Origin of the sequence: Nesterenkonia marinintestina (assembly GCF_025420485.1) — a bacterium.
Classification (GTDB): domain Bacteria; phylum Actinomycetota; class Actinomycetes; order Actinomycetales; family Micrococcaceae; genus Nesterenkonia; species Nesterenkonia marinintestina.
In genome coordinates this window covers 55,573-75,630 of sequence record NZ_JAOEFD010000001.1, presented here as the reverse complement: position 1 = coordinate 75,630, position 20,058 = coordinate 55,573, and the positions used below count along the sequence as shown (strand labels likewise).

The 20,058-nt window shown below is 68.7% G+C and carries 18 protein-coding genes and 1 tRNA gene; 11 read left to right on the top strand and 8 right to left on the bottom strand.

Features of this window, described 5'->3' with window-relative positions; genetic code table 11:
• Positions 1–103 precede the first annotated feature (103 nt).
• Positions 104–946 carry a bifunctional hydroxymethylpyrimidine kinase/phosphomethylpyrimidine kinase gene (gene thiD, locus N7E59_RS00300; protein WP_261622915.1) on the top strand — a complete coding sequence of 281 codons (843 nt, stop codon included), beginning with the start codon at positions 104–106 and terminating at the stop codon, positions 944–946.
• 30 nt (positions 947–976) lie between these two features.
• Here thiD and N7E59_RS00295 read toward each other — a convergent pair whose 3' ends face one another.
• Entirely contained in the window at positions 977–1,906 is a 930-nt protein-coding gene (locus N7E59_RS00295) for a GTP pyrophosphokinase (protein WP_261622914.1), read from the bottom strand.
• A 291-nt stretch (positions 1,907–2,197) separates the two neighbouring features.
• Here N7E59_RS00295 and N7E59_RS00290 point away from each other — a divergent pair, with 291 nt between their 5' ends.
• From N7E59_RS00290 to nrdF, 5 genes are all read left to right on the top strand, one after another.
• A complete protein-coding gene (locus N7E59_RS00290) occupies positions 2,198–4,003 on the top strand; it encodes a glycerol-3-phosphate dehydrogenase/oxidase (protein ID WP_261622913.1) in 1,806 nt (601 codons plus the stop codon).
• A 359-nt stretch (positions 4,004–4,362) separates the two neighbouring features.
• Positions 4,363–4,608 carry a glutaredoxin-like protein NrdH gene (gene nrdH, locus N7E59_RS00285; RefSeq protein WP_261622912.1) on the top strand — a complete coding sequence of 82 codons (246 nt, stop codon included), beginning with the start codon at positions 4,363–4,365 and terminating at the stop codon, positions 4,606–4,608.
• A gap of 32 nt (positions 4,609–4,640) precedes the next feature.
• On the top strand, positions 4,641–5,126 hold the full coding sequence (gene nrdI, locus N7E59_RS00280) for a class Ib ribonucleoside-diphosphate reductase assembly flavoprotein NrdI (RefSeq protein WP_261622911.1): 486 nt from the start codon (positions 4,641–4,643) through the stop codon (positions 5,124–5,126).
• A gap of 44 nt (positions 5,127–5,170) precedes the next feature.
• Entirely contained in the window at positions 5,171–7,291 is a 2,121-nt protein-coding gene (gene nrdE, locus N7E59_RS00275) for a class 1b ribonucleoside-diphosphate reductase subunit alpha (RefSeq protein WP_261623273.1), read from the top strand.
• Between the two features lie 72 nt (positions 7,292–7,363).
• Entirely contained in the window at positions 7,364–8,338 is a 975-nt protein-coding gene (nrdF, locus tag N7E59_RS00270) for a class 1b ribonucleoside-diphosphate reductase subunit beta (RefSeq protein ID WP_261622910.1), read from the top strand.
• 69 nt (positions 8,339–8,407) lie between these two features.
• On the opposite strand, the gene N7E59_RS00265 is transcribed toward nrdF, so the two are convergent.
• Positions 8,408–8,902, bottom strand: coding sequence for a DedA family protein (locus N7E59_RS00265; protein WP_261622909.1), 495 nt, complete (start codon positions 8,900–8,902; stop codon positions 8,408–8,410).
• A gap of 160 nt (positions 8,903–9,062) precedes the next feature.
• Between N7E59_RS00265 and N7E59_RS00260 the strand changes: the two genes are divergently transcribed.
• From N7E59_RS00260 to N7E59_RS00245, 4 genes are all read left to right on the top strand, one after another.
• Positions 9,063–9,668 (top strand): TetR/AcrR family transcriptional regulator, encoded by a 606-nt coding sequence (locus N7E59_RS00260; protein WP_261622908.1) that lies wholly within the window; start codon positions 9,063–9,065, stop codon positions 9,666–9,668.
• Positions 9,665–11,278: an MDR family MFS transporter gene (locus tag N7E59_RS00255; RefSeq protein ID WP_261622907.1), complete on the top strand. Its 1,614-nt coding sequence runs from the start codon at positions 9,665–9,667 to the stop codon at positions 11,276–11,278. The genes N7E59_RS00260 and N7E59_RS00255 overlap by 4 nt, the downstream gene beginning before the upstream one ends.
• Before the next feature lie 106 nt (positions 11,279–11,384).
• Positions 11,385–12,644: a phospholipase D-like domain-containing protein gene (locus N7E59_RS00250; RefSeq protein ID WP_261622906.1), complete on the top strand. Its 1,260-nt coding sequence runs from the start codon at positions 11,385–11,387 to the stop codon at positions 12,642–12,644.
• 283 nt (positions 12,645–12,927) lie between these two features.
• Entirely contained in the window at positions 12,928–13,311 is a 384-nt protein-coding gene (locus N7E59_RS00245) for a DinB family protein (protein ID WP_315942967.1), read from the top strand.
• 69 nt (positions 13,312–13,380) lie between these two features.
• Here the strand turns inward: N7E59_RS00245 and N7E59_RS00240 are convergent.
• The 6 genes from N7E59_RS00240 to map form a co-directional block, all read right to left on the bottom strand.
• Positions 13,381–13,456, bottom strand: a tRNA-Val gene (locus tag N7E59_RS00240).
• 68 nt (positions 13,457–13,524) lie between these two features.
• Positions 13,525–13,902, bottom strand: coding sequence for a GNAT family N-acetyltransferase (locus N7E59_RS00235; RefSeq protein WP_261622905.1), 378 nt, complete (start codon positions 13,900–13,902; stop codon positions 13,525–13,527).
• Between the two features lie 81 nt (positions 13,903–13,983).
• A complete protein-coding gene (locus tag N7E59_RS00230; protein ID WP_261622904.1) occupies positions 13,984–17,355 on the bottom strand; it encodes a DNA polymerase III subunit alpha in 3,372 nt (1,123 codons plus the stop codon).
• 11 nt (positions 17,356–17,366) lie between these two features.
• Positions 17,367–17,669 carry a DUF6504 family protein gene (locus N7E59_RS00225; RefSeq protein WP_261622903.1) on the bottom strand — a complete coding sequence of 101 codons (303 nt, stop codon included), beginning with the start codon at positions 17,667–17,669 and terminating at the stop codon, positions 17,367–17,369.
• Between the two features lie 153 nt (positions 17,670–17,822).
• Positions 17,823–18,701, bottom strand: a complete 879-nt coding sequence (gene ppgK, locus N7E59_RS00220; protein ID WP_261622902.1) for a polyphosphate--glucose phosphotransferase — start codon at positions 18,699–18,701, stop codon at positions 17,823–17,825.
• Positions 18,702–18,740: 39 nt separating this feature from the next.
• Entirely contained in the window at positions 18,741–19,643 is a 903-nt protein-coding gene (gene map / locus N7E59_RS00215; protein ID WP_261622901.1) for a type I methionyl aminopeptidase, read from the bottom strand.
• A gap of 198 nt (positions 19,644–19,841) precedes the next feature.
• Between map and N7E59_RS00210 the strand changes: the two genes are divergently transcribed.
• On the top strand, positions 19,842–20,027 hold the full coding sequence (locus tag N7E59_RS00210; RefSeq protein WP_261622900.1) for an SPOR domain-containing protein: 186 nt from the start codon (positions 19,842–19,844) through the stop codon (positions 20,025–20,027).
• Positions 20,028–20,058 lie beyond the last annotated feature (31 nt).

Here is a 20,058-nt window from a genome sequence, read left to right as displayed (position 1 = left end):
CGGGGTGTCCGTCCCCCAGATCCGCCGAGGTCACACCGGGACGGGCTGAGAGCACACCCGCTGAACCTGATCATGGTCACTCATCGCGAAGGGATGCCCGAAGATGACGCATACGCCCGCCCGCCCGATCCCCAACGTCCTGAGCATCGCCGGGACCGACCCCACCGGCGGGGCGGGGATCCAGGCCGATCTGAAGAGCTTCGCCGCCCACCGCACCTACGGGATGTCGGTGGTCACGGCCCTGGTCGCGCAGAACACGCAGGGGGTCCGCGAGATCCACCTGCCGCCGACGTCGTTCCTGACCGCGCAGCTGGAGTCGGTGACCGACGACGTGGTCGTCGACGCGGTGAAGATCGGGATGCTCGGCACCGCGGAGATCGTGGAGACTGTGGCGGCCTGGTGGGACGGGCTCCCGGAGCGTCCCCCGCTGGTGCTGGATCCGGTGATGGTCGCCACCTCCGGAGACCGGCTGCTCGTCGCGGAGGCCGAACAGGCGCTGATCGGGTTCCTGCACCGGGCCGATCTCATCACCCCCAACGTCCCCGAGCTGGCGCTCCTGGCCGGGCGCACACCGGCCGAGGACTCCGGCGGCCTCATCGCACAGGCAGAACTGGTCGCCGACGCCCACGACGTCGTCGTCCTGGCCAAGGGTGGTCATCTGGAGACCGAGGACGAGGTCGTCGACCTGCTGGTCCGACCTGCCGTCGACGGCCGTCGCCCGGAGGCCGTCAGCGTGTCTTCACCTCGTATCCGCACCACCGACACCCACGGCACCGGCTGTTCGGTCTCCGCCGCCCTGGCCGCGCTGGGTGCTCGGGGGCTGGACTGGGAGACCTCCCTCCGCGAGGTGAAGGAGTGGATGACCGCGGCGCTGCGTGACGCCGCACGTCTGCAGGTGGGGCGGGGCCGCGGGCCCATCCAACACTTCGCCCAGCTCTGGGGCTGACCGGTCGGAGAACATGTCCTGGGGCTCGGGTCAGGCCGTCCCGGGGTGCTCGGACTCCGGAGGGTCGCTCGGGGCGCCGGGGAACCAGCGGCCGCCGTCGGGCCGGTGCTCCGCCGAGGGAGCGCCGCCCGAAGCTCCTTCGCCGGGATGGGGAGCCTGCGCCCTGAGGCTGGACACGCGGTCCCGGATGTCGGCCATCTGACGGTCGAGGGCCCGAGCCCGCTGAGCGGCGTCGTAGAGGTCCGCGACGATGTCCTCGGGGACCTCCCCGGAATAGGTGTAGTAGATCTTGTGCTCGAGGGAGGCCCAGAAGTCCATCGCGACGGTGCGGATCTGCACCTCGACGTAGACGAACTCGGTGCGGTCGGACAGGAAGACCGGCACCTGGAGGATCACGTGCAGCGAGCGGTAGCCGTTGGGCTTGGGCCGACTGATGTAGTCCTTGACCTCGATCACACGGACGTCCGGCTGGCTGCAGAGCATCTCCGCGACCCAGTACGAGTCCGAGACGAACGAGCAGGTGATCCGGATTCCGGCGATGTCGCGGATCCGGTCGCGGACGACGGAGAGGTCGGGCTGGATGCCGTAGCGCTGGACCTTGTCGAGGATGCGGTCCAGGGACTTCAGACGGAAGTTCACGTGCTCGATGGGGGAGTAGTCCCGCGTGTGCTCGAACTCCTCCCGGAGGATGTTGATCTTGGTGAGGACCTCGTCCATCCCGAACTTGTAGTGCAGCTGGAACTCTGTGAGCTGGCGCCTGATCTCGGCGAGGTTCGGCATGCTCTCCGGATCCGCCCCCCGGCCCCCGTCGCCGGAGAACCGGCTGAGCAGCTGTCGCATCATCCGCTCCCCATGGCCCGGTGACGCAGGGCCCTGGTCGACGGGTGCCGGCGCTTGGGGAGCCCCGGTGCGGGTCAGCGCGGCGTCGTCCTGCGCCCGGTCGGATCGGGAGGTCGTCATATGAGGACTCCTTGTTCCCCGCAGGTCCTTCGGCGGGAGGTCGTGTAGGCAGGTGGTCGGACGGCGTGCGGCGCTGACGGACACGAACCGTGCGTTCCCTCGTGAATATACGGAATCAGCCTGGACGGTGCCTGCCTGTCGGCCGAGCGGGCGAGTTCCGTACGACGCCCCCTCGACGGCCTCCCGGGGGCCTCTCGGGACTCGAGGGGAGCGAGTCATCAGGTGCTCTGACTAGGCTGGGTCCCAGCAGCCGGTCCGCGGCACCGACCCGGCCCCGAGCAGGAGGACCACATGAGACCACAGCCGCTCAGCTCAGAGGCCCGCAGCAGGGCCCTGGAGCGCTTCGGACGCACGAGCCCCGAGGCGCCGTTGGACGTGCTCGTCGTCGGCGGAGGGATCGTCGGCGCCGGAGCCGCCTTCGACGCGGCCACGCGCGGGCTCGAGGTGGGCCTCGTCGAGGCGGAGGACCTGGGCCACGGGACCTCGTCACGGTCCTCGGGCCTGGTGCACGGCGGGCTGCGCTACCTGCAGATGCTCGACTTCAAGCTCGTCCATGAGGCTCTGCGTGAGCGTGATCTGCTGCTGACCCGCACCGCGCCGCATCTGGTCCGGGCGCTGCCGTTCATCTTCCCCTTCGAACGGCACGTCTTCGAGCGCGCGTACGTCGGCTCCGGAGTCTCCCTGTACGACGCCCTGTCCCTGCGCGGCGGCGGAGGCGGGTCCGGCCGCGCGGTCCCGTTCCACCGCCACCTGTCGAAGACGCGGCTGATGGAGCGGATGCCGGGCCTGGACGCCGATCGGTACGTCGGCGGTCTGGAGTACCACGATGCTCAGGTCGACGACTCGCGCCTGGTGCTCACCCTGGCCCGTTCCGCTCACAGCCTCGGTGCTCATGTGAGCACGGGGACGGAGGTCACCGACTATCTGCGCGACGACGACGGACGAGTCGTCGGCGCGGCGCTGCGCGATCGGATCACCGGTGAGACGCGGGAGGTCTACGCCAACGAGACCATCGCCGCCGTCGGCGTGTGGACCGAATCCACCGAGGAGATCGCCGGTACGTCGTCCGGGCTGCGGGTGCTGGCGTCGAAGGGGATCCACATCACCGTGCCGAAGGGGCGGATCCGCGCCGAAGGCCACGTCGGGGTGATCTCCCAGACGGAGAAGTCGGTGCTGTTCATCATTCCGCTGCGGGACTGCTGGGCGATCGGCACCACGGACACCTCGTGGCACGAGGCGGTGGACTCCCCGGCGCCGACCTCCCAGGACGTGGACTACGTCCTCGAGCACGCCAATGCGGTGTTGGGGGAGGACCTGGGCCGAGAGGACGTCTGCGGCACCTGGGCCGGTCTCCGTCCGCTGGTGCAGCCGATGCGGGCCTCCGAGGGAGGTTCGACGAAGGTCTCGCGCGAGCACACCGTCGTCGAGCTCGCCGCCGGGCTGACCGGGGTGGCCGGCGGGAAGCTGACCACCTACCGGGTCATGGCCGAGGACGCGGTCGACTTCGCGCTGCGGGGCACCTTCCGGGACCGTCCCAGCCTGACCGCCTCGATGCCTCTGATCGGCGCTCAGGGGTACGGCGAATGGGTAGACCGCGCCGACCGGATCGCTCGGGAGCGTGGGTGGGACGCCGAGCGGATGGAGCGGCTGCTCGAGCGCTACGGAAGCCTCACCGGTGAGGTCCTGTCGATGATCGACGACGATCCGGGTCTGGGCGAACCTCTGCAGGGTGCTCCGCAGCATCTGCGCGCGGAGGTCGCCTATGCCGCTGTGGCCGAGGCGGTGCTCCATGTGGAGGATGTGCTCGTCCGGCGCACCAAGCTCTTCCAGGAGTCCGCCGACCGTGGAGCCGACGCCGCCGAGGAGGTGGCGGAGATCCTGGGCGACAGGCTCGGCTGGGGCACCGCACGGCGGGAGGCCGAACGGTCCCACTACCTGGGGCTGGTCCGGGCCCAGCGCGAGGCGGAGTCGCGCACCTCCGACGCCGAGGCCGCCGGACTCGTGGCCGACGCCCGACGCCGCGCACCGGCGGATGCGGCCCGAGAGGCGGAGGCACGTGACGCGGCGGCTCCGCCGTCGCTCGACACCACATCTTGATCCTCGGAGGTCCGCAGCACCCCATATGTGGTGCACCGCGGACTGATCGGCAGGTGCGACACGCCGTGACACGCCGCTCCTGGGTGCCGGTTTCTGCGTCCCCGGCGGTGGATGAGCGATGTCCACAGCTGTGGACGGGGAGGTCGCAGGACCCCGGGTTCCGCGTCACCGCGCGGTCGACCCTCTCCACAGCGGCTGTGCACAGCCGGTGGAGGAGTCACAACGATGTAAGTACAGCATCTAGTGGTGGCTGACTCCGGCGGACCCAAGATGTAGTATTGAAGTGTTGCTTCCCCCGGGACGCCCACTTCGACGGACGGACCGGCCGACTTCTTCGACAGATGAGAGAGGGGACCGCCATGTCAGTCACCGTCTACACCAAGCCCGCCTGCGTGCAGTGCAACGCCACCTACCGCGCGCTGGACAAGAACGGCGTCACCTACAGCACCGTGGACATCTCCCAGGACGCCGACGCTCTGGAGCGGGTGCGGGCGCTGGGCTACATGCAGGCCCCCGTCGTCATCACCGAGGACGACCACTGGTCGGGCTTCCGCCCGGACAAGATCTCCGGCCTGAGCACCTCCGCAGCCAGTTCGGTGGCCTGATCCGGACCTCCGGAGCAGGAAGGTCCCCCGTCATGGAGACCGCACAGGCGCCCCTCGGGAGCGACGTCGCCCGGGACCGTCACACACGGAGCCCGGGGGAGGAGACGACGGCGCGGCTGATCTACTTCTCCTCCGCTTCGAACAACACACATCGGTTCGTGCTGAAGCTGGGCCTCCCCGATGAGGAGGCCGCCAGGCTGCCGCTGCGGACCAAGGACGAGACGCTGCGGGCCACCGAGCCCTTCGTCCTCGTCCTGCCGACCTACGGCGCCGCCGGCGGCCGGGGATCGGTGCCCAAGCAGGTCATCAGGTTCCTCAACGTGGAGTCCAACAGGGCTCTGCTGCGCGGAGTGATCGGCGCGGGCAACACGAACTTCTTTGACAGCTACTGCATCGCCGGGGACATCGTCGCCCGCAAATGCGGGGTTCCGCACCTGTACCGCTTCGAACTGATGGGCACCGCCGAGGACGTGTCCGTCGTGCAGAAGGGATTGGAAGAGTTTTGGACACAGCAGTGACAGCGCCCAGCGGCCGCGCCCGCTCCCGCAGCTCCGCCAAGGAGATGCCCGCCGAGTGGCAGGGGCTGAGCTACCACGAGCTCAACGCCATGCTGAACCTGTACGGGCCGAACGGAGAGATCCAGTTCGACGCCGACCGGTTCGCCGCGCGCCAGTACTTCCTGGACCACGTCAACACCAACACGGTGTTCTTCCATGACCTCGAGGAGAAGATCGACTACCTCGTCGAGCACGACTACTACGAGACCGAGACTCTCGAGCAGTACGACTTCGCCTTCATCAAGGCGCTGTTCAAGCGCGCCTACGCGGCGAAGTTCCGGTTCCCCACGTTCCTCGGCGCCTTCAAGTTCTACACCTCCTACGCGCTGAAGACCTTCGACGGCAAGCGCTACCTGGAGCGCTATGAGGACCGGGTCTGCATGGTGGCCCTGCACCTGGCCCGCGGCGACCGCGCCCTGGCCGAGCACATCGTCGACGAGATCGTCTCCGGGCGCTTCCAGCCGGCCACCCCGACCTACCTCAACGCCGGGAAGAAGCAGCGCGGCGAGCTCGTCTCCTGCTTCCTGCTGCGCATCGAGGACAACATGGAGTCCATCGCCCGCGGCATCAACTCCGCCCTGCAGCTGTCCAAGCGCGGCGGCGGGGTGGCCCTGTCGCTGACGAACCTGCGGGAGGCCGGGGCGCCCATCAAGCAGATCCAGAACCAGTCCTCCGGCGTGATCCCGGTGATGAAGCTGCTGGAGGACTCCTTCTCCTACGCCAACCAGCTGGGTGCGCGTCAGGGGGCGGGCGCGGTCTACCTCAACGCGCACCACCCCGACATCCACCGGTTCCTCGACACCAAGCGGGAGAACGCGGACGAGAAGATCCGCATCAAGACGCTCTCCCTGGGCGTGGTCGTGCCGGACATCACCTTCGAGCTGGCCAAGAAGAACGAGGACATGTACCTGTTCTCTCCGTACGACGTCGAGCGCGTCTACGGCGTGCCGTTCACCGAGATCTCGGTGACGGAGAAGTACTACGAGATGCTCGACGACGCGCGGATCACCAAGACCAAGATCAACGCGCGCGAGTTCTTCCAGACCCTGGCCGAGATCCAGTTCGAGTCCGGCTACCCGTACATGATGTTCGAGGACACCGTGAACCGCGCCAACCCGATCGAGGGTCGGATCACGATGTCGAACCTGTGCTCCGAGATCCTGCAGGTCTCCGAGCCTAGCGTGTACGAGAACGATCTGAACTACTCCCAGATCGGCAAGGACATCTCCTGCAACCTCGGTTCGCTGAACATCGCGGCGACTATGGACTCCCCGGACTTCGGACAGACCGTGGAGACGGCGATCCGTTCGCTCTCGGCGGTCTCGGACATGTCCTACATCGACTCGGTGCCCTCGATCGCCGAGGGCAACCGCCGCTCCCACGCCATCGGGCTCGGGCAGATGAACCTCCACGGATACCTCGCCCGCGAGCGGGTCCACTACGGTTCGGAGGAGGGGCTGGACTTCACCAGCATCTACTTCTGCACGGTGCTGTACCACGCCCTGCGCGCCTCCAACCGCCTGGCCATGGAGCACGGCGAGACCTTCGACGGCTTCGAGCGCTCGGCCTACGCCTCCGGGGAGTTCTTCGACAAGTACACCGAGCGCGTATGGGAGCCGACCACCGAGCGTGTCCGGGAGCTCTTCGCCCACGTCCGCGTCCCCACCCAGGAGGACTGGCGGGAGCTGAAGGCCTCGGTCATGGAGCACGGGATCTACAACCAGAACCTGCAGGCGGTCCCGCCGACGGGGTCGATCTCCTACATCAACAACTCCACCTCCTCGATCCACCCGGTGGCCTCGCCCATCGAGATCCGCAAGGAGGGGAAGATCGGCCGGGTCTACTACCCGGCGCCGTACCTCAGCCAGGACAACCTGGAGTACTACCGGGACGCCTACGAGATCGGCTACGAGAAGATCATCGACACCTACGCCGCCGCGACGGAGCACGTGGACCAGGGCCTGTCGCTGACGCTGTTCTTCAAGGACACGGCCACCACCCGTGACATCAACAAGGCCCAGATCTACGCGTGGAAGAAGGGCATCAAGACCCTCTACTACATCCGCCTGCGCCAGCTGGCGCTGGAGGGCACCGAGGTCGAGGGCTGCGTCTCCTGCATGCTGTGAGACATCGGTACGATCAGACCCCGCTCCGGAGCCGAGACCGCCGGAGCCGCCGCTTAGGGAGAGTTCGCCGCAATGGCTAAGACAAGCACCATCCTCGACCACGTCGAGGCGATCAACTGGAACCGGCTGCAGGACGAGAAGGACGTCGAGGTCTGGAACCGGCTGGTCAACAACTTCTGGCTGCCCGAGAAGGTCCCGCTGTCCAACGACGTCCAGTCGTGGTCCACGCTGACCGAGCAGGAGAAGACCCTCACCATGCGGGTGTTCACCGGGCTCACCCTGTTGGACACCATCCAGGGGACCGTCGGCGCGGTGGCGCTGATCCCGCATGCGCTGACCCAGCATGAGGAGGCGGTGTACACCAACATCTCCTTCATGGAGTCGGTGCACGCGAAGTCGTACTCCTCGATCTTCTCCACCCTGTGCTCAACCCAGGAGATCGACGACGCCTTCCGCTGGTCGCGGGAGAACGAGAACCTGCAGCGCAAGGCGCAGATCGTCATGGACTACTACCACGGCGACGACGGCCTGAAGAAGCGGGTGGCCTCCACGATCCTGGAGTCCTTCCTCTTCTACTCCGGCTTCTACCTGCCGATGCACTGGTCGTCGCACGCGAAGCTGACCAACACCGCCGACATCATCCGCCTGATCATCCGTGATGAGGCCGTGCACGGCTACTACATCGGCTACAAGTACCAGCGTGCCCTGGAGCAGGAGACCCCGGAGCGTCGGCAGGAGCTGAAGGACTACACCTTCGAGCTGCTCTTCGAGCTCTACGAGAACGAGGTCCAGTACACCCACGACCTCTACGACGGGGTGGGGCTGAGCGAGGACGTCAAGAAGTTCCTGCACTACAACGCCAACAAGGCGCTGATGAACCTGGGCTACGAGGCCATGTTCCCGAAGGACGTGACCGACGTGAACCCGGCCATCCTCTCGGCGCTGAGCCCCAACGCCGACGAGAACCACGACTTCTTCTCCGGCTCGGGATCCTCCTACGTCATCGGCAAGGCCGTGGAGACCGAAGACGAGGACTGGGACTTCTAGGTCTGCCCCCTCGGCGGTGCCCGCTGACCCTCCGTGCCCGGGCGGCCCGACTGCGGACCGCCCGGACCGTCACCGTGCGGCGAGACGACCGTTGCGGTGCGCCCGTCGTCGCATCACGACGGCGGTCACGGCCGCGACCGCGGCGATGACGGCGATCCATGCCGCCCAGGGGCTGTGCAGGAACAGCTGCAGCCACAGGGCCGCCGCAGCCAGTCCGACGGTGGCATAGAGCGTCGCCCAGGCCAGTCCGCCGACGATGAGTGCCGGAAGGTACCGGGAGACCGGCATCCGAGTCAGACCGGCGGCGGCGTTGAGGGCCGTCTGGAACCCGACGGTGAGGAAGCTCAGGGCCACGACCGGGGCGCCCCACCGATTGACCGCCCCCGTGGCGGCGATGACCTTCGGGCTGCGCAGCACGGCCGCCCCGCGTCCGCGGTCGGCCAGCCGGTGGGCCCCGCGTCCGAGCAGGTAGGTGGCTCCTGCGCGGAGGAACACCACGACGAAGAGCAGCCCGATGGCCGCCGCCAGGGGCTGGGCGAGGATCCACTCATAGATCCCGGTCATCCGAGGCCTCCGCGGCACGCGTCGCGGCATGCTGGTGCGACGGAGACGAGGCGACGGAGCATGGCACCATTCTCTCGCAGAGAGGCCGACGCCGAACCCGTGAGACGCACCACTTTCCGCCCGTTGGATCATAGCGTGCACTGGTGCATAGAATGCAGGAGTGCAGACTCACGTGATCGGAGCCCGAGAGCGTCAGCGGCGGCTGATCTCGGGAGAGCTCCATGAGGCCGCCCTCTCCCTGGTGGAGGAGCACGGCTTCTCCGAGACCACGGTCGACGACATCGCGGCCCGAGCCGGCGTCGCGCGCAGGACCTTCTTCAACCACTACGCCGTGAAGGAGGACGCGGTCCTGGGGATGACCGTCCCACAGGTCACCGATGAGGCGGTGGAGACCTTCCGCACCTCCGCCGCCGATGAGTTCACCCGCATCGTGCGGCTCTTCCACACCGTGATGAGCACCGGCACCGGTCCGACGCACACCTACGCCCGCCGACGCGCCCTGGCCTCGGTGCACCCCGAGCTGCGCCGCCGCATCCTGGACTACGTCATGGGCACCGAGCGCCGAATCCGTGAGGTGCTCTGCTGCGCCGATCAGACCCATTCCTCGGCCACCTCCGAAGCGCTGGTGATGCTGGCCGGCACCGTGCTGCGCTACACCTTCGCCCGGCATCCCGAGGCGGCCGGATCGCCCGACCAGACGCTGCTCGACGACGCCGTCGCCCGGGCCACCGAGACCTTCCGGACCGCGATGGAGGAGCTGCGATGACCGCCGACGTCCGCCGGTCGGCATCCGCAGCCGGTCCGGGGGAGGCCCGGGCTCCGTTCGGCTCCGACCCGGACCGGCCACCGATCGTCCCACTCTTCGTCGCACTGGTGGTCACCATGCTGCTGGCGGCGATGAGTCAGACCGTGCTCGCGACCGCACTGCCCACGGTGGTGGGGGAGCTCGGCGGTGTGGACCAGATGACATGGGTCATCACCGCCTTCATCCTGGCCTCCACGGTCACCATGCCCGTCTACGGGCGGATCTCCGACTCCGTAGGTCGCCGACCGCTGCTGCTGGTGGCGATCCTGCTCTTCATCGGCGGGTCCGTGGCCGCGGCGCTGTCCCCGGACGTGTGGTGGCTGATCGCGGCACGGGCGGTCCAGGGGCTCGGCGGCGGCGGACTGATGATCCTTTCCCAGACCGCCATCGCCGACGTCGTCCCGGCCCGCGAGCGCGGCCGCTACATGGGCATCATGGGCGCGGTCTTCGCCGTGTCCTCGGTGGCCGGGCCCCTGCTGGGCGGTTGGCTGACCGAAGGTCCCGGCTGGAGATGGGTCTTCTGGATGAACGTGCCGCTGGGCCTGCTGGCGCTGGCCGCCGTGGCGGCCTTCCTCCGACTTCCCGCCCGGCCCCGCGGCGAGGGCCGGCGCACCGACTACGCGGGGATCACGCTGCTGGCCGCCGCGACCACGGGCGTCGTGCTGATCTGCACCTGGGGCGGGCACACCTTCGCATGGAGCTCCGGGCAGATCCTCTGGCTGGGTGCGGCCACACTGGTGGTGCTCGTCGGCTTCGTCCTCGTCGAGCGGTGGGCGGCGCAGCCGGTGATCCCGCTGAGCCTCTTCGCCGACCGGAACTTCCTGCTGACCACCGTAGGTGCGCTGATGGTGGGGATCGCCATGTTCGGGGCGGTGGGATACATGCCTACGTACCTGCAGATGGTCACCGGAGTCGACGCCACCCAGGCGGGACTGATGATGACGCCCATGATGGGGTCGCTGCTGCTGACCTCGATCGTCGCCGGACAGCTGGTCACCCGCACCGGGCGGTACAAGGTGTACCCGGTGGTGGGCACCGCCACCATGGCGCTCGGCCTGTGGCTGATGGCCGGCGTGCCCATCGATGCCCCCATCTGGGCGGTGTGTGTGGCGATGGCCGTCTTCGGCGCCGGCATCGGACTCTGCATGCAGATCCTGACGCTGATCGTGCAGAATACGGTCTCCCACCGGATAGTCGGCACGGCGACCGCGGCCAACACGTTCTTCCGTCAGGTCGGGGCCACCGTGGGTTCGGCGATGGTCGGCTCGCTGTTCGTCCAGCGCCTGCGCTCGGGCGTCGCGGACATGCCGCAGGTGTCCGATCAGCTGGGCACCGGGGGAGTGAACTCGCTGACGCCGGAGACCGTGCGGCAGCTGCCCGAGGCGACCCGCGTCCCTCTGGTCGAGGCCTACCACGACGCCCTGCTGCCCATCTTCCTCTACATGATCCCGCTGGTCCTCGTCGCCTTCGTCGCTCTGCTGCTCCTGAAGGAGGAGCCCCTGGCTACGAGGGTCGCCGCAGACGACGTCGAGGAGGCCCGTCCGACGACCACCGGATCGGACCGGGAGTGAGACTGGTCGCAGGTCGGTCGCTGATCAGCGCGTATCGGCGCGCAGGCCCCCGATCGAGTTGCCGCGACAGTCGGTCGGACCCGTTCCGGCGCGCTAGTGTGTGGGCATGCGCATCTCCACCGATCCGAACCGCGGCGGTCGCCGCCTCGTCCTGAAGGCCGCAGGACTGGCGGTCGGGGTGACCGCCGCCGCCCAGATCGTGGTCGCCGGGTCTCTGATCGCCCTCGACGCGGTCAAGAAGAGCGAGCGGAAGCAGCGGCAGGCCCCGCGGCCGGGGACGTTCCACACCCAGGTCGAGGACTCGCAGCTGAGCATCTACACCTCCGGGGCCGAGCTCTACGACGACATGATCTCCGCCATCGACTCGGCGGAGAGCTCCATCCAGATGGAGACCTTCATCTGGAAGGACGACGCCGTCGGACGGCGGTTCATGCAGGCGCTGAACCGGGCCGCCGAGCGGGGGGTGGCGGTCCACGTCCTCTACGACGGATTCGCCAACCTCGTGGTGCCGCGGGCGTTCTTCCGCGGCTTCTCGGAGCAGGTCCACGTGGTCAGGATGCCGGTGCTGGCCCGTCGCTACTGGAGGGGTCCCGTCCGGCACACCGGGTTCAACCACTCGAAGATCCTCGTCGTCGACGACGGGATCGGCTTCGTGGGCGGATTCAACATCGGTGAGACCTATGCGCGGGAATGGCGGGACACCCACGTCCGCGAGATCGGACCGGCGGTGTGGGGCCTGCGGCACTCGGTCAAGCGCGTCTGGAACGACATGTTCGACCACGGTGCGAAGATCCCGTGGATCGAGCCGACGAACTGGGACCCCGAGGTCCAGGTCTCGGCGAACCTGCCGGTGCAGCTGGTCTACCCGATCCGTCAGATGTACCTCAACGCCGTCGAGCGGGCCCGTGACCACATCTGGATCACCACCCCGTACTTCATCCCGGACCAGCAGATCCTCAAGGCGCTGCTGGTCGCCTCGGAGCGTGGAGTGGACGTCCGGGTGATGGTGCCGAAGGACTCCAACCACATCGTCGCCGACTGGGTCTCCCGCGGATTCTACGGACAGATGCTCGACCACGGGGTGACGATCCTGCTCTACTCGGCGGCCATGATCCACGCCAAGACCGCGACCATCGACGGGGTGTGGTCCACCGTGGGCACGGCGAACATCGATCGTCTGTCGCTCTCGTTCAACTATGAGACCAACATCGAGATCATCGACGAGGACTTCGCCGCAGAGATGGAGAAGGTCTTCCGCTCCGACGTGGAGCACTGCGAGGTGCTCACCTCGCCGGAGTGGCGCGAGCGCAATCCGCTGGCCCGGGTCGCCGAACTGGTGCTGGTGCCGCTGCGGTCGTTCCTCTAGACGGTGCACTCCAGACGGTGCACTCCAGACGGTGCACTCTAGACGGTGCGCTCTAGACGGTGCAGGACGCGGCGGGTCGGATGATGGAAGGATCGGTGCCATGGGCAGCCCCTCACTGAACCGCCTCTCGGTGGACCAGATCGACTGGCACTGGCAGTTCCAGCTGCGTGCTCGGCTCGACGGTCTGACCGACGAGGAGTAGTTCTGGGAGCCCGCCCCGGGCTGCTGGAACGTCAGACCGCGGGGCACGGGCACCGCGCCGGTGCAGGCCGGGGCCGGAGCGATGACCATCGACTTCGCCTTCCCGGAGCCCGCGCCTGCGCCGATGACGACGATCGCCTGGAGGCTGGGTCACGTCATCGTCGGCGTGCTGGCGATGCGCAGCGCCTCACACTTCGGGCGCCCGCCGGTCGACTACGAGTCCTTCGAGTATGCCGCCGGCGCAGACCGGGCGCTGGCCCAGCTCGACGAGGAGTACGCCCGGTGGATCGACGGCGTCCGATCCCTCGGCGAAGAGGGGCTCCGGCGACCGTGCGGCGAGGCGGAGGGGCCCTTCGCCGAGGATCCGGTGGCGCGGCTGGTGCTGCACATCAACCGGGAGCTGATCCACCACCTGTCCGAGGTGTCCCTGCTGCGCGATCTCCACCTGCACACCCGAGACGGGTGAGGATGTGCAGGCACGGCCCCGTCCCGGAGCTCGACCGTCGATCGGGCTGCGGCGGGGTGGGCGGCGCTCTGGTGGGCCCTACCGGGATCGAACCGATGACACTCGCGGTGTAAACGCGATGCTCTACCAGCTGAGCTAAAGGCCCTCGTGCGGCGTCGGACGCAGACGGTCCGGCCGACCGGCCACACACTCTATCACCGCCGTCGGCGGCGTTCAGGCGTTCCGGATCGCCTCGAGGTGCTCCGGACGCACCGGGGAGCGTCGGACCGGGTGATCCTCATGCTTCTCGAGCCACCTCTTGACGTACGGGCAGACCGGGACCAGCGTGATCCCCTCCTCGGCTGTGCGGTCCGAAGCGTGCCGGACCAGCATCGAGGCCAGGCCCTGCCCGCCGTAGGCCTCATCGACGGTGGTGTGGTGGAAGATCCTCACGGTCTCGTCGGAGACCTCGAAGGGCACCCAATGGGTCGCTCCGATCACGGTCTCTCCGTCGAGCAGTTCGAAGCGTCGGCGCCGGACGTCCTCCCGCACGGAGATGTCTGCAGCGTGGGGGTGCTCCGGGCTCCGTGCCTCACCTGTGGTCTCTGACATGATCCGCCCTCCTCCGCTCCGCACTGTACGAGCACCTGAGGTGGGGTGCAAGGCAGGGCACCGGGGCGTCCACTGAGGGGGTCAGACCGCCTGCCGGGCCGTGTGCTCCTGATCCGCCCGCCACTGCTCGAAGACCTCTCGCAGGTCCCAGGCCGTCTCCGCCTGGATGGAGATCCCCCGCTCTCCGGTGCGTCGGGTCCGCCCTCGGATGATCATCAGCTTGGTGCCGAACAGCAGCGGTCCGACCTGCTCCTGGGCGTCCTCGAAGAAGGTGGCGTCGGAGCAGCCGGTGCCGTCGTCGAGGCTGATGAACACCACACGCCTGCCCGACCGCATGGGCGGAGTCTGGGTGGCGACCCGGATGCCGGCCACCAGGACCTCGGAGTTGTTGCGCTCACCGAGCAGATCCTCCGCGGCGACGACGCCGAGACCTCTGAGCATCGGGCGGTACAGGTCCATGACGTGCCCCTCGGTCTCCGCCGCCAGCAGGTCCAGGGAGGTCGTGATCCTCTCCTCCGCGCTCGGCTCGGGAGCGGCAGGGTCGATGAGCAGCCGGTCGTCGAAGAGGGCGGGCTGGTGCTCCGCCTCCGGGACCGGGTGCCTCGGAGGGGCGGCGGTGAGCTGCCTGACGTAGGCGATGATGCCTCCGCGTCCGGCGGGGATGCCGCCCTCCGCGGCGAGGGAGTCGAGCGCACCGAGGGCGGCGAGGCTCCGCATCAGCGGACGGGACGGACGTGCCCGGCGGTGAAAGTCGCTGATCGACCCGTAGGGCGCACCGGTGGTGATGCGTCCGAGTTCGGCGTCGGTGATGCCCCGGACGTCCCGCAGGGAGAGCCGGACGGCCTTGCTCCCGTCCTCCAGACGTTCCACGCGGTACTGCTCGGTGGAGGCGTTGACGTCCAGGGGCAGCAGACTGATGCCCATCCTGCGGGCTTCGCCCATCAGCAGCCTGCGGGGGTACATCCCCGGATCATGCTCGAAGATCCCCGCCATGAACTCGCTGGGATAGTGGGTCTTCAGCCAGGAGGACTGGTAGGTGGGCAGGGCGAAGGCGGCCCCGTGGGCCTTGCAGAAGCCGAAGCTGCCGAACCCGCGCAGCGTCGACCAGATCCTGTCGACGTCCCGATCGGCGAACAGGCGCTCTCCGTCCTCGTCCCGGCGGGCCGCGGTGCGGGTGCGGAAGGCCTCCTCGATCCGGTCGACGTCGCGCTCCATGGCGCGGCGGATCTCATCGGCCTCGGCCAGGGAGACCCCCATGGTCTCGTGGAGGATCCGCAGCACATGCTCGTGATAGATCACCACACCGTAGGAGTCCTGCAGGAAGGGACGGAACCGCGGATGGAGGTAGTCGGGCCGCTGGTATCCGTGTTTGGTGTCGATGAAGGGCAGCACCATGTTCCCCTTCATCGGACCCGGGCGGAACAGACTGATGTCGGCGATCAGATCCGAATACCGGTCGGGCTGGAGCTTGCCGATGAGTTCGCGCTGTCCCGGGGACTCGATCTGGAACATGCCCAGGGTGTGGGTGGTGCGGATCGCGGCGAAGGTGGGCTCGTCGTCCTGGGGGATCTCGTCGAGATCGATCCTGCCCTCCGCCGAGACGTACGGCGCATCCGGAGGGAGACCTCCCGCCACCGCCGCGCCGGAGCCGTTGACACGGATGATCTCCCCGACCGCATAGGCCATGGTGGACTGCATCCGCACCCCCAGCACATCGAGCTTGAGCAGCCCCATATCGTCGATGTCGTCCTTGTCGAACTGGCTCATGGGCAGCCCGATCCCCGAGGGCTGCGTGGGAGTGACCGAGAGCAGGCCGCTGTCGCCGAGGATCACCCCGCAGGGATGCATGGAGATGTGCCGCGGCAGACGGTCCAGCCGTTCGGTCAGGTCCACCAGGGTGTCCAGCCGGGGGTCGGCGTCGACGAGCTCGGCCAGTTCGCGCAGCTCGGGCTTCTCGCCGAGGACCTCACGGAATTCGCGGGCCGGGAACCGCCAGAGGCTCTCGGCGATCTGATCGATCCGGTGCTCCTCCAGGCCCAGCGCGAGGCCCGCGTCACGGGCGGCCCCGCGCGCCCGGTAGGCGTTCTGCATCGACAGCAGCGTCACGCGGTGATGGCCGTAGTGCTCGAAGATCCTGCGGTAGACGTCGTGGCGGCGGGCGGACTCGGTGTCGATGTCGATGTCCGGCAGGGTCGAGCGCCTGCTGCCCAGGAACCGTTCGAACAGCAGGTCATGCTCGACAGGATCGACGTTGCTGACGCGCAGCAGGTAGTTGACCAGGCTTCCGGCCCCGGAGCCGCGGGCCTGGACCCGGACGTCCATCCCCCGGATGAGCGAGACGACGTCGGCCACCGCCAGGAAGTAGGTCTCGAAGCCGAAGTCGGTGATCGTCCTCAGCTCAGTGTCCAGACGGTCATGCAGCCCGGTCAGACGCCGCCCGCCGGCGTCCGGATAACGTTCGGCCAGAGCGGTCTCACAGCGTCGTGCCAGGACTCTGCGGGGGTCCTCATCCACGCCGATGACCTCCAGCTCGGGAACCTTGGGCCTGCGCCACTGCACATCGGTCACCGGGTCCAGCCGACACCGGTCGGCGACCTGTTCGGTGGCGGTCAGCAGATCCGCCGCCGCGTCCCGACGCAGCCCGGCGTACTCGGTGATCTCGTGGGCCAGGCGACGCATCGCCTCCGGGGGCTTCAGCCAGGCCTGCCCGTTGGGCTGGGGGCGGAAGCTGCCCAGCGGGAGCAGATGCGCCGCAGAGTCGAGGACGTCGCCGGTGAGCGCGTCGTCGGGGGTGAGGTACCGCACTGCGTTGGTCAGCACCGCCGGAGTCTCCGAGGCGACGGCGAGGCGGAGCATATCTGCGGCATGCCGCAGACTGGCCGAGATGCCCGGCCGGGTCCGATGGCAGACGACCTCCACGACGACGCCGCCGGGCAGCAGTCTGCGCCACCGCTGGAGCAGCTGACGGGCGCGGCTCCTCTCCCCGGCCAGGACGGCCCGGCCCACGTCGGAGGAGGGTCCCAGCAGCACGGTGGCGGTGGGCCCCTCCTCGCCGGCGAGGAAGCCCTCCAGGCGCCCGACCTCCACCCAGGCGGACCGGTGGGCGGTGCCGCTGAGCCTGCGTCCTCCGCGGCGTCGCGGAGAATGCGCCGCGGAGACCAGTCGGACCAGTGAGGCCCAGCCCGCTCCGCGGTCCTGCCCGTGGGCGAGCACGGTGACCTCGGAGAGCTCCTCGGCCTCGCGGACCTGGAGGTCGACCCCCACGATGGGGGAGAGGCCGGACTCGAGACAGGCGCGGATGTGCCGTACCGCTCCGTAGACGCCGTCGCGGTCGGTCAGCGCCGCCGCCGTCGCCCCGGCGTCCCGAGCGGCGTCGACCAGCAGCTCCGGACGGGCCGTGCCGTAGTGGGCGGAGAAGGCGCCGGCGACGTGCAGATGGGTGAAGCTCGCCATCGCAGCGCCCCTCAGTCGAAGACTGCGGTGATCGGCCACTGGGGACCCTCGGCGACCGAGAGGTCCACGATCAGCAGCTCACCGGTGTCCAGGGCCCTGACCTGGACCTGCCACATCTGCCGCTCCAACACCTGGGCCGCCTCACCGGCAGGCACCCGGGGGGAGTGCTCCCACCAGGAGATCCGATCGATCCACGGGATGGGTCGGGCCACCACGACGAAGCGCCGGGACGCCCAGAGGAGTCGTTCGGGGGCACCCGTCGCGGTGGTCCACACCGTGGCCAGCTCATGGCCCGTGGTGGTCTCGACAGTCATCTCACACCCTCAGAGATTCGAACATACTTTCGATCCTCTGAGTGTAGGTCCGTCCGATGACATCGCCAAGCGGTCGCCGCCCCATCCGACGGAGAGCGCGCCGGGGACGGGGGTGTGGAACGGGGGTGGGGACGGCGTGGGGACGGGGTGGGATCAGTCGACGGCGCCGTCGCGGATCGCCCGCGCCGAGGCCTCCTGCTCCGCGGCGAAGAGGGCGGCGCCGACGATGCCGGCGTTGTTGCGCAGCTTCGCCGTCACCACCGGTGCCCGGGTGTCGGTGACGAAGGGGAGGAAGTCGTCGCTGCGCTTGGAGACTCCGCCGCCGATGATGAACAGCCGCGGAGCCGTCAGCCGCTCCACATGGGTGAGGAGGCGGTTCAGCAGCCGGCCGTAGTCCTCCCACGGCATGTCCGCGGCCTTGCGCGCCGCCGCCGAGGCCCTGTGCTCGGCGACCCGGCCCTCGAACTCCAGATGCCCGAACTCCATGTTGGGGACCAGCACGCCGTCGTGGACGACGGCCGATCCGATGCCGGTGCCCAGGGTGATGGTCATCACCGTGCCGTCCTGGCCGAAGCCGGCGCCGTAGCGCGCCTCGCCCAGTCCGGCGCCGTCGGCGTCGTTGAGGGTGCGGATCCGGCCGGGCAGATCAGCGAGCAGGGAGTCGAGATCCGTGTTCATCCAGGACGGGTCGATGTTCGCCGCCGAGTAGACGACTCCGTCGACGACGACCCCGGGGATCAGCACTCCGACGGTCAGATCCTCCTGCGCCGGGGCCTCCTCGCGGGAGAGCAGCTCATCGATGATCTCGGCGATCACCTCCCGCACCGCATCCGGGGTCGCGGGCTGGGGCGTCTCGATGCGGAACCTCTCGCCGACGAGCTCCCCCGTCCCGAGGTCGACGATGCCGCCCTTGATGCCGGTGCCGCCCACGTCGACGCCCAGTGCGCGGTGGGGCAGCCGATTCAGCGTCTCCCGGGAGATGCCGGCCGGGCGGTGCGAGGGGGTGCCGGAGGAGGTGCCTGTCTCAGTCATGGGTGTGAAGTCCTCTCTGCGTCCTCTCTGCGCGCCGGATCAGTCGCCGACGGTCTCCGACGTGGGCAGGGTCAGGATGTCCGCACCGGTCTCGGTGACCACCAGGGTGTGCTCGAACTGGGCGGTGCGCCGCCGGTCTCGGGTGACGGCGGTCCACCCGTCGGACCACATGTCGAAGTGGCGGGTGCCCAGGGTGAGCATCGGTTCGATGGTGAACACCATCCCCGGCTCCATCGGCTGGGCGTAGTCAGGGGCGGCGTCGTAGTGGGGGATGACCAGTCCGGTGTGGAAGGCCTTCCCGACCCCGTGGCCGATGAACTCCTGGACGACTCCGTAGCCGAACCGCTTGGCGTAGGACTCGATGGCGCGTCCGATCACGTTGATGGGACGGCCGGGCTTCACGACCCTGACCCCGCGCATCATCGCCTCATGGGTCCGCTCGACCAGCAGCCGGGACTCCTCGTCCACGTCGCCGACGAGGAAGGTGCGGTTGTGGTCGCCGTGGACGCCGTCGATGTAGGCGGTGATGTCCATGTTGACGATGTCCCCGTCGTTCAGGACGGTCGAGTCCGGGATGCCGTGGCAGATGACCTCGTTGATCGAGGTGCAGATGGCCTTGGGGAAGCCCCGGTAGCCCAGGCAGGAGGGGTAGGCCCCGCGGGAGGTGAGGTACTCGTGGGCGAAGGCGTCGAGCTCGTCGGTGGTCACGCCCGGACGGATCAGCTCCGCGGTGGCGACCATGCAGTCGGCCGCGAGTCGACCGGCGCGACGGATGCGCTCGACGGTCTCGGCGTCGTAGGCGTCCTCTCCGGTGTACTTCGGCGGAGCGTCGAGGCCCACGTAGTTCGGGCGTTCGATCTCGGCCGGGACCGGCCGTTCCGGACTCACCGTGCCCTTGGTCAGAGTGCCGATCGGAGCGGTGGCGGAGGCGACGGAAGACATGTCCGTCATCGTAGCCAGCGCGAGGGTTCTCCGGCCACCTCACGCCCGCCGACCCGTCTTCGCGTCTACCCAGGATGCACACGTCCCCCGTCCCTCTGCGGGGGACGTGTGCATCCGGGGTAGACGCATGGGGTGTGGGATGCGGAGGGGTAGTCTGGCGCTGAGAGCCGCCGGACCGACGACGGAGGAGGAGCCGCGATGGCTGAGTACTGGTACAACGTGCAGACCGGTCAGGTCGAAGAGGGACAGCAGTCCAGCTGGTCGAAGCTGCTGGGTCCCTATCCGACGCGCGAGGAGGCCGCTCAGGCCATGCAGCAGGTCCGGGCGAACAACGAAGCCTGGGACGAGGCCGACGAGGCCGACGAGGCCGACGAGGACGACTGACCCGGCCGCCCCGCTCAGCAGAGGCTCAGCA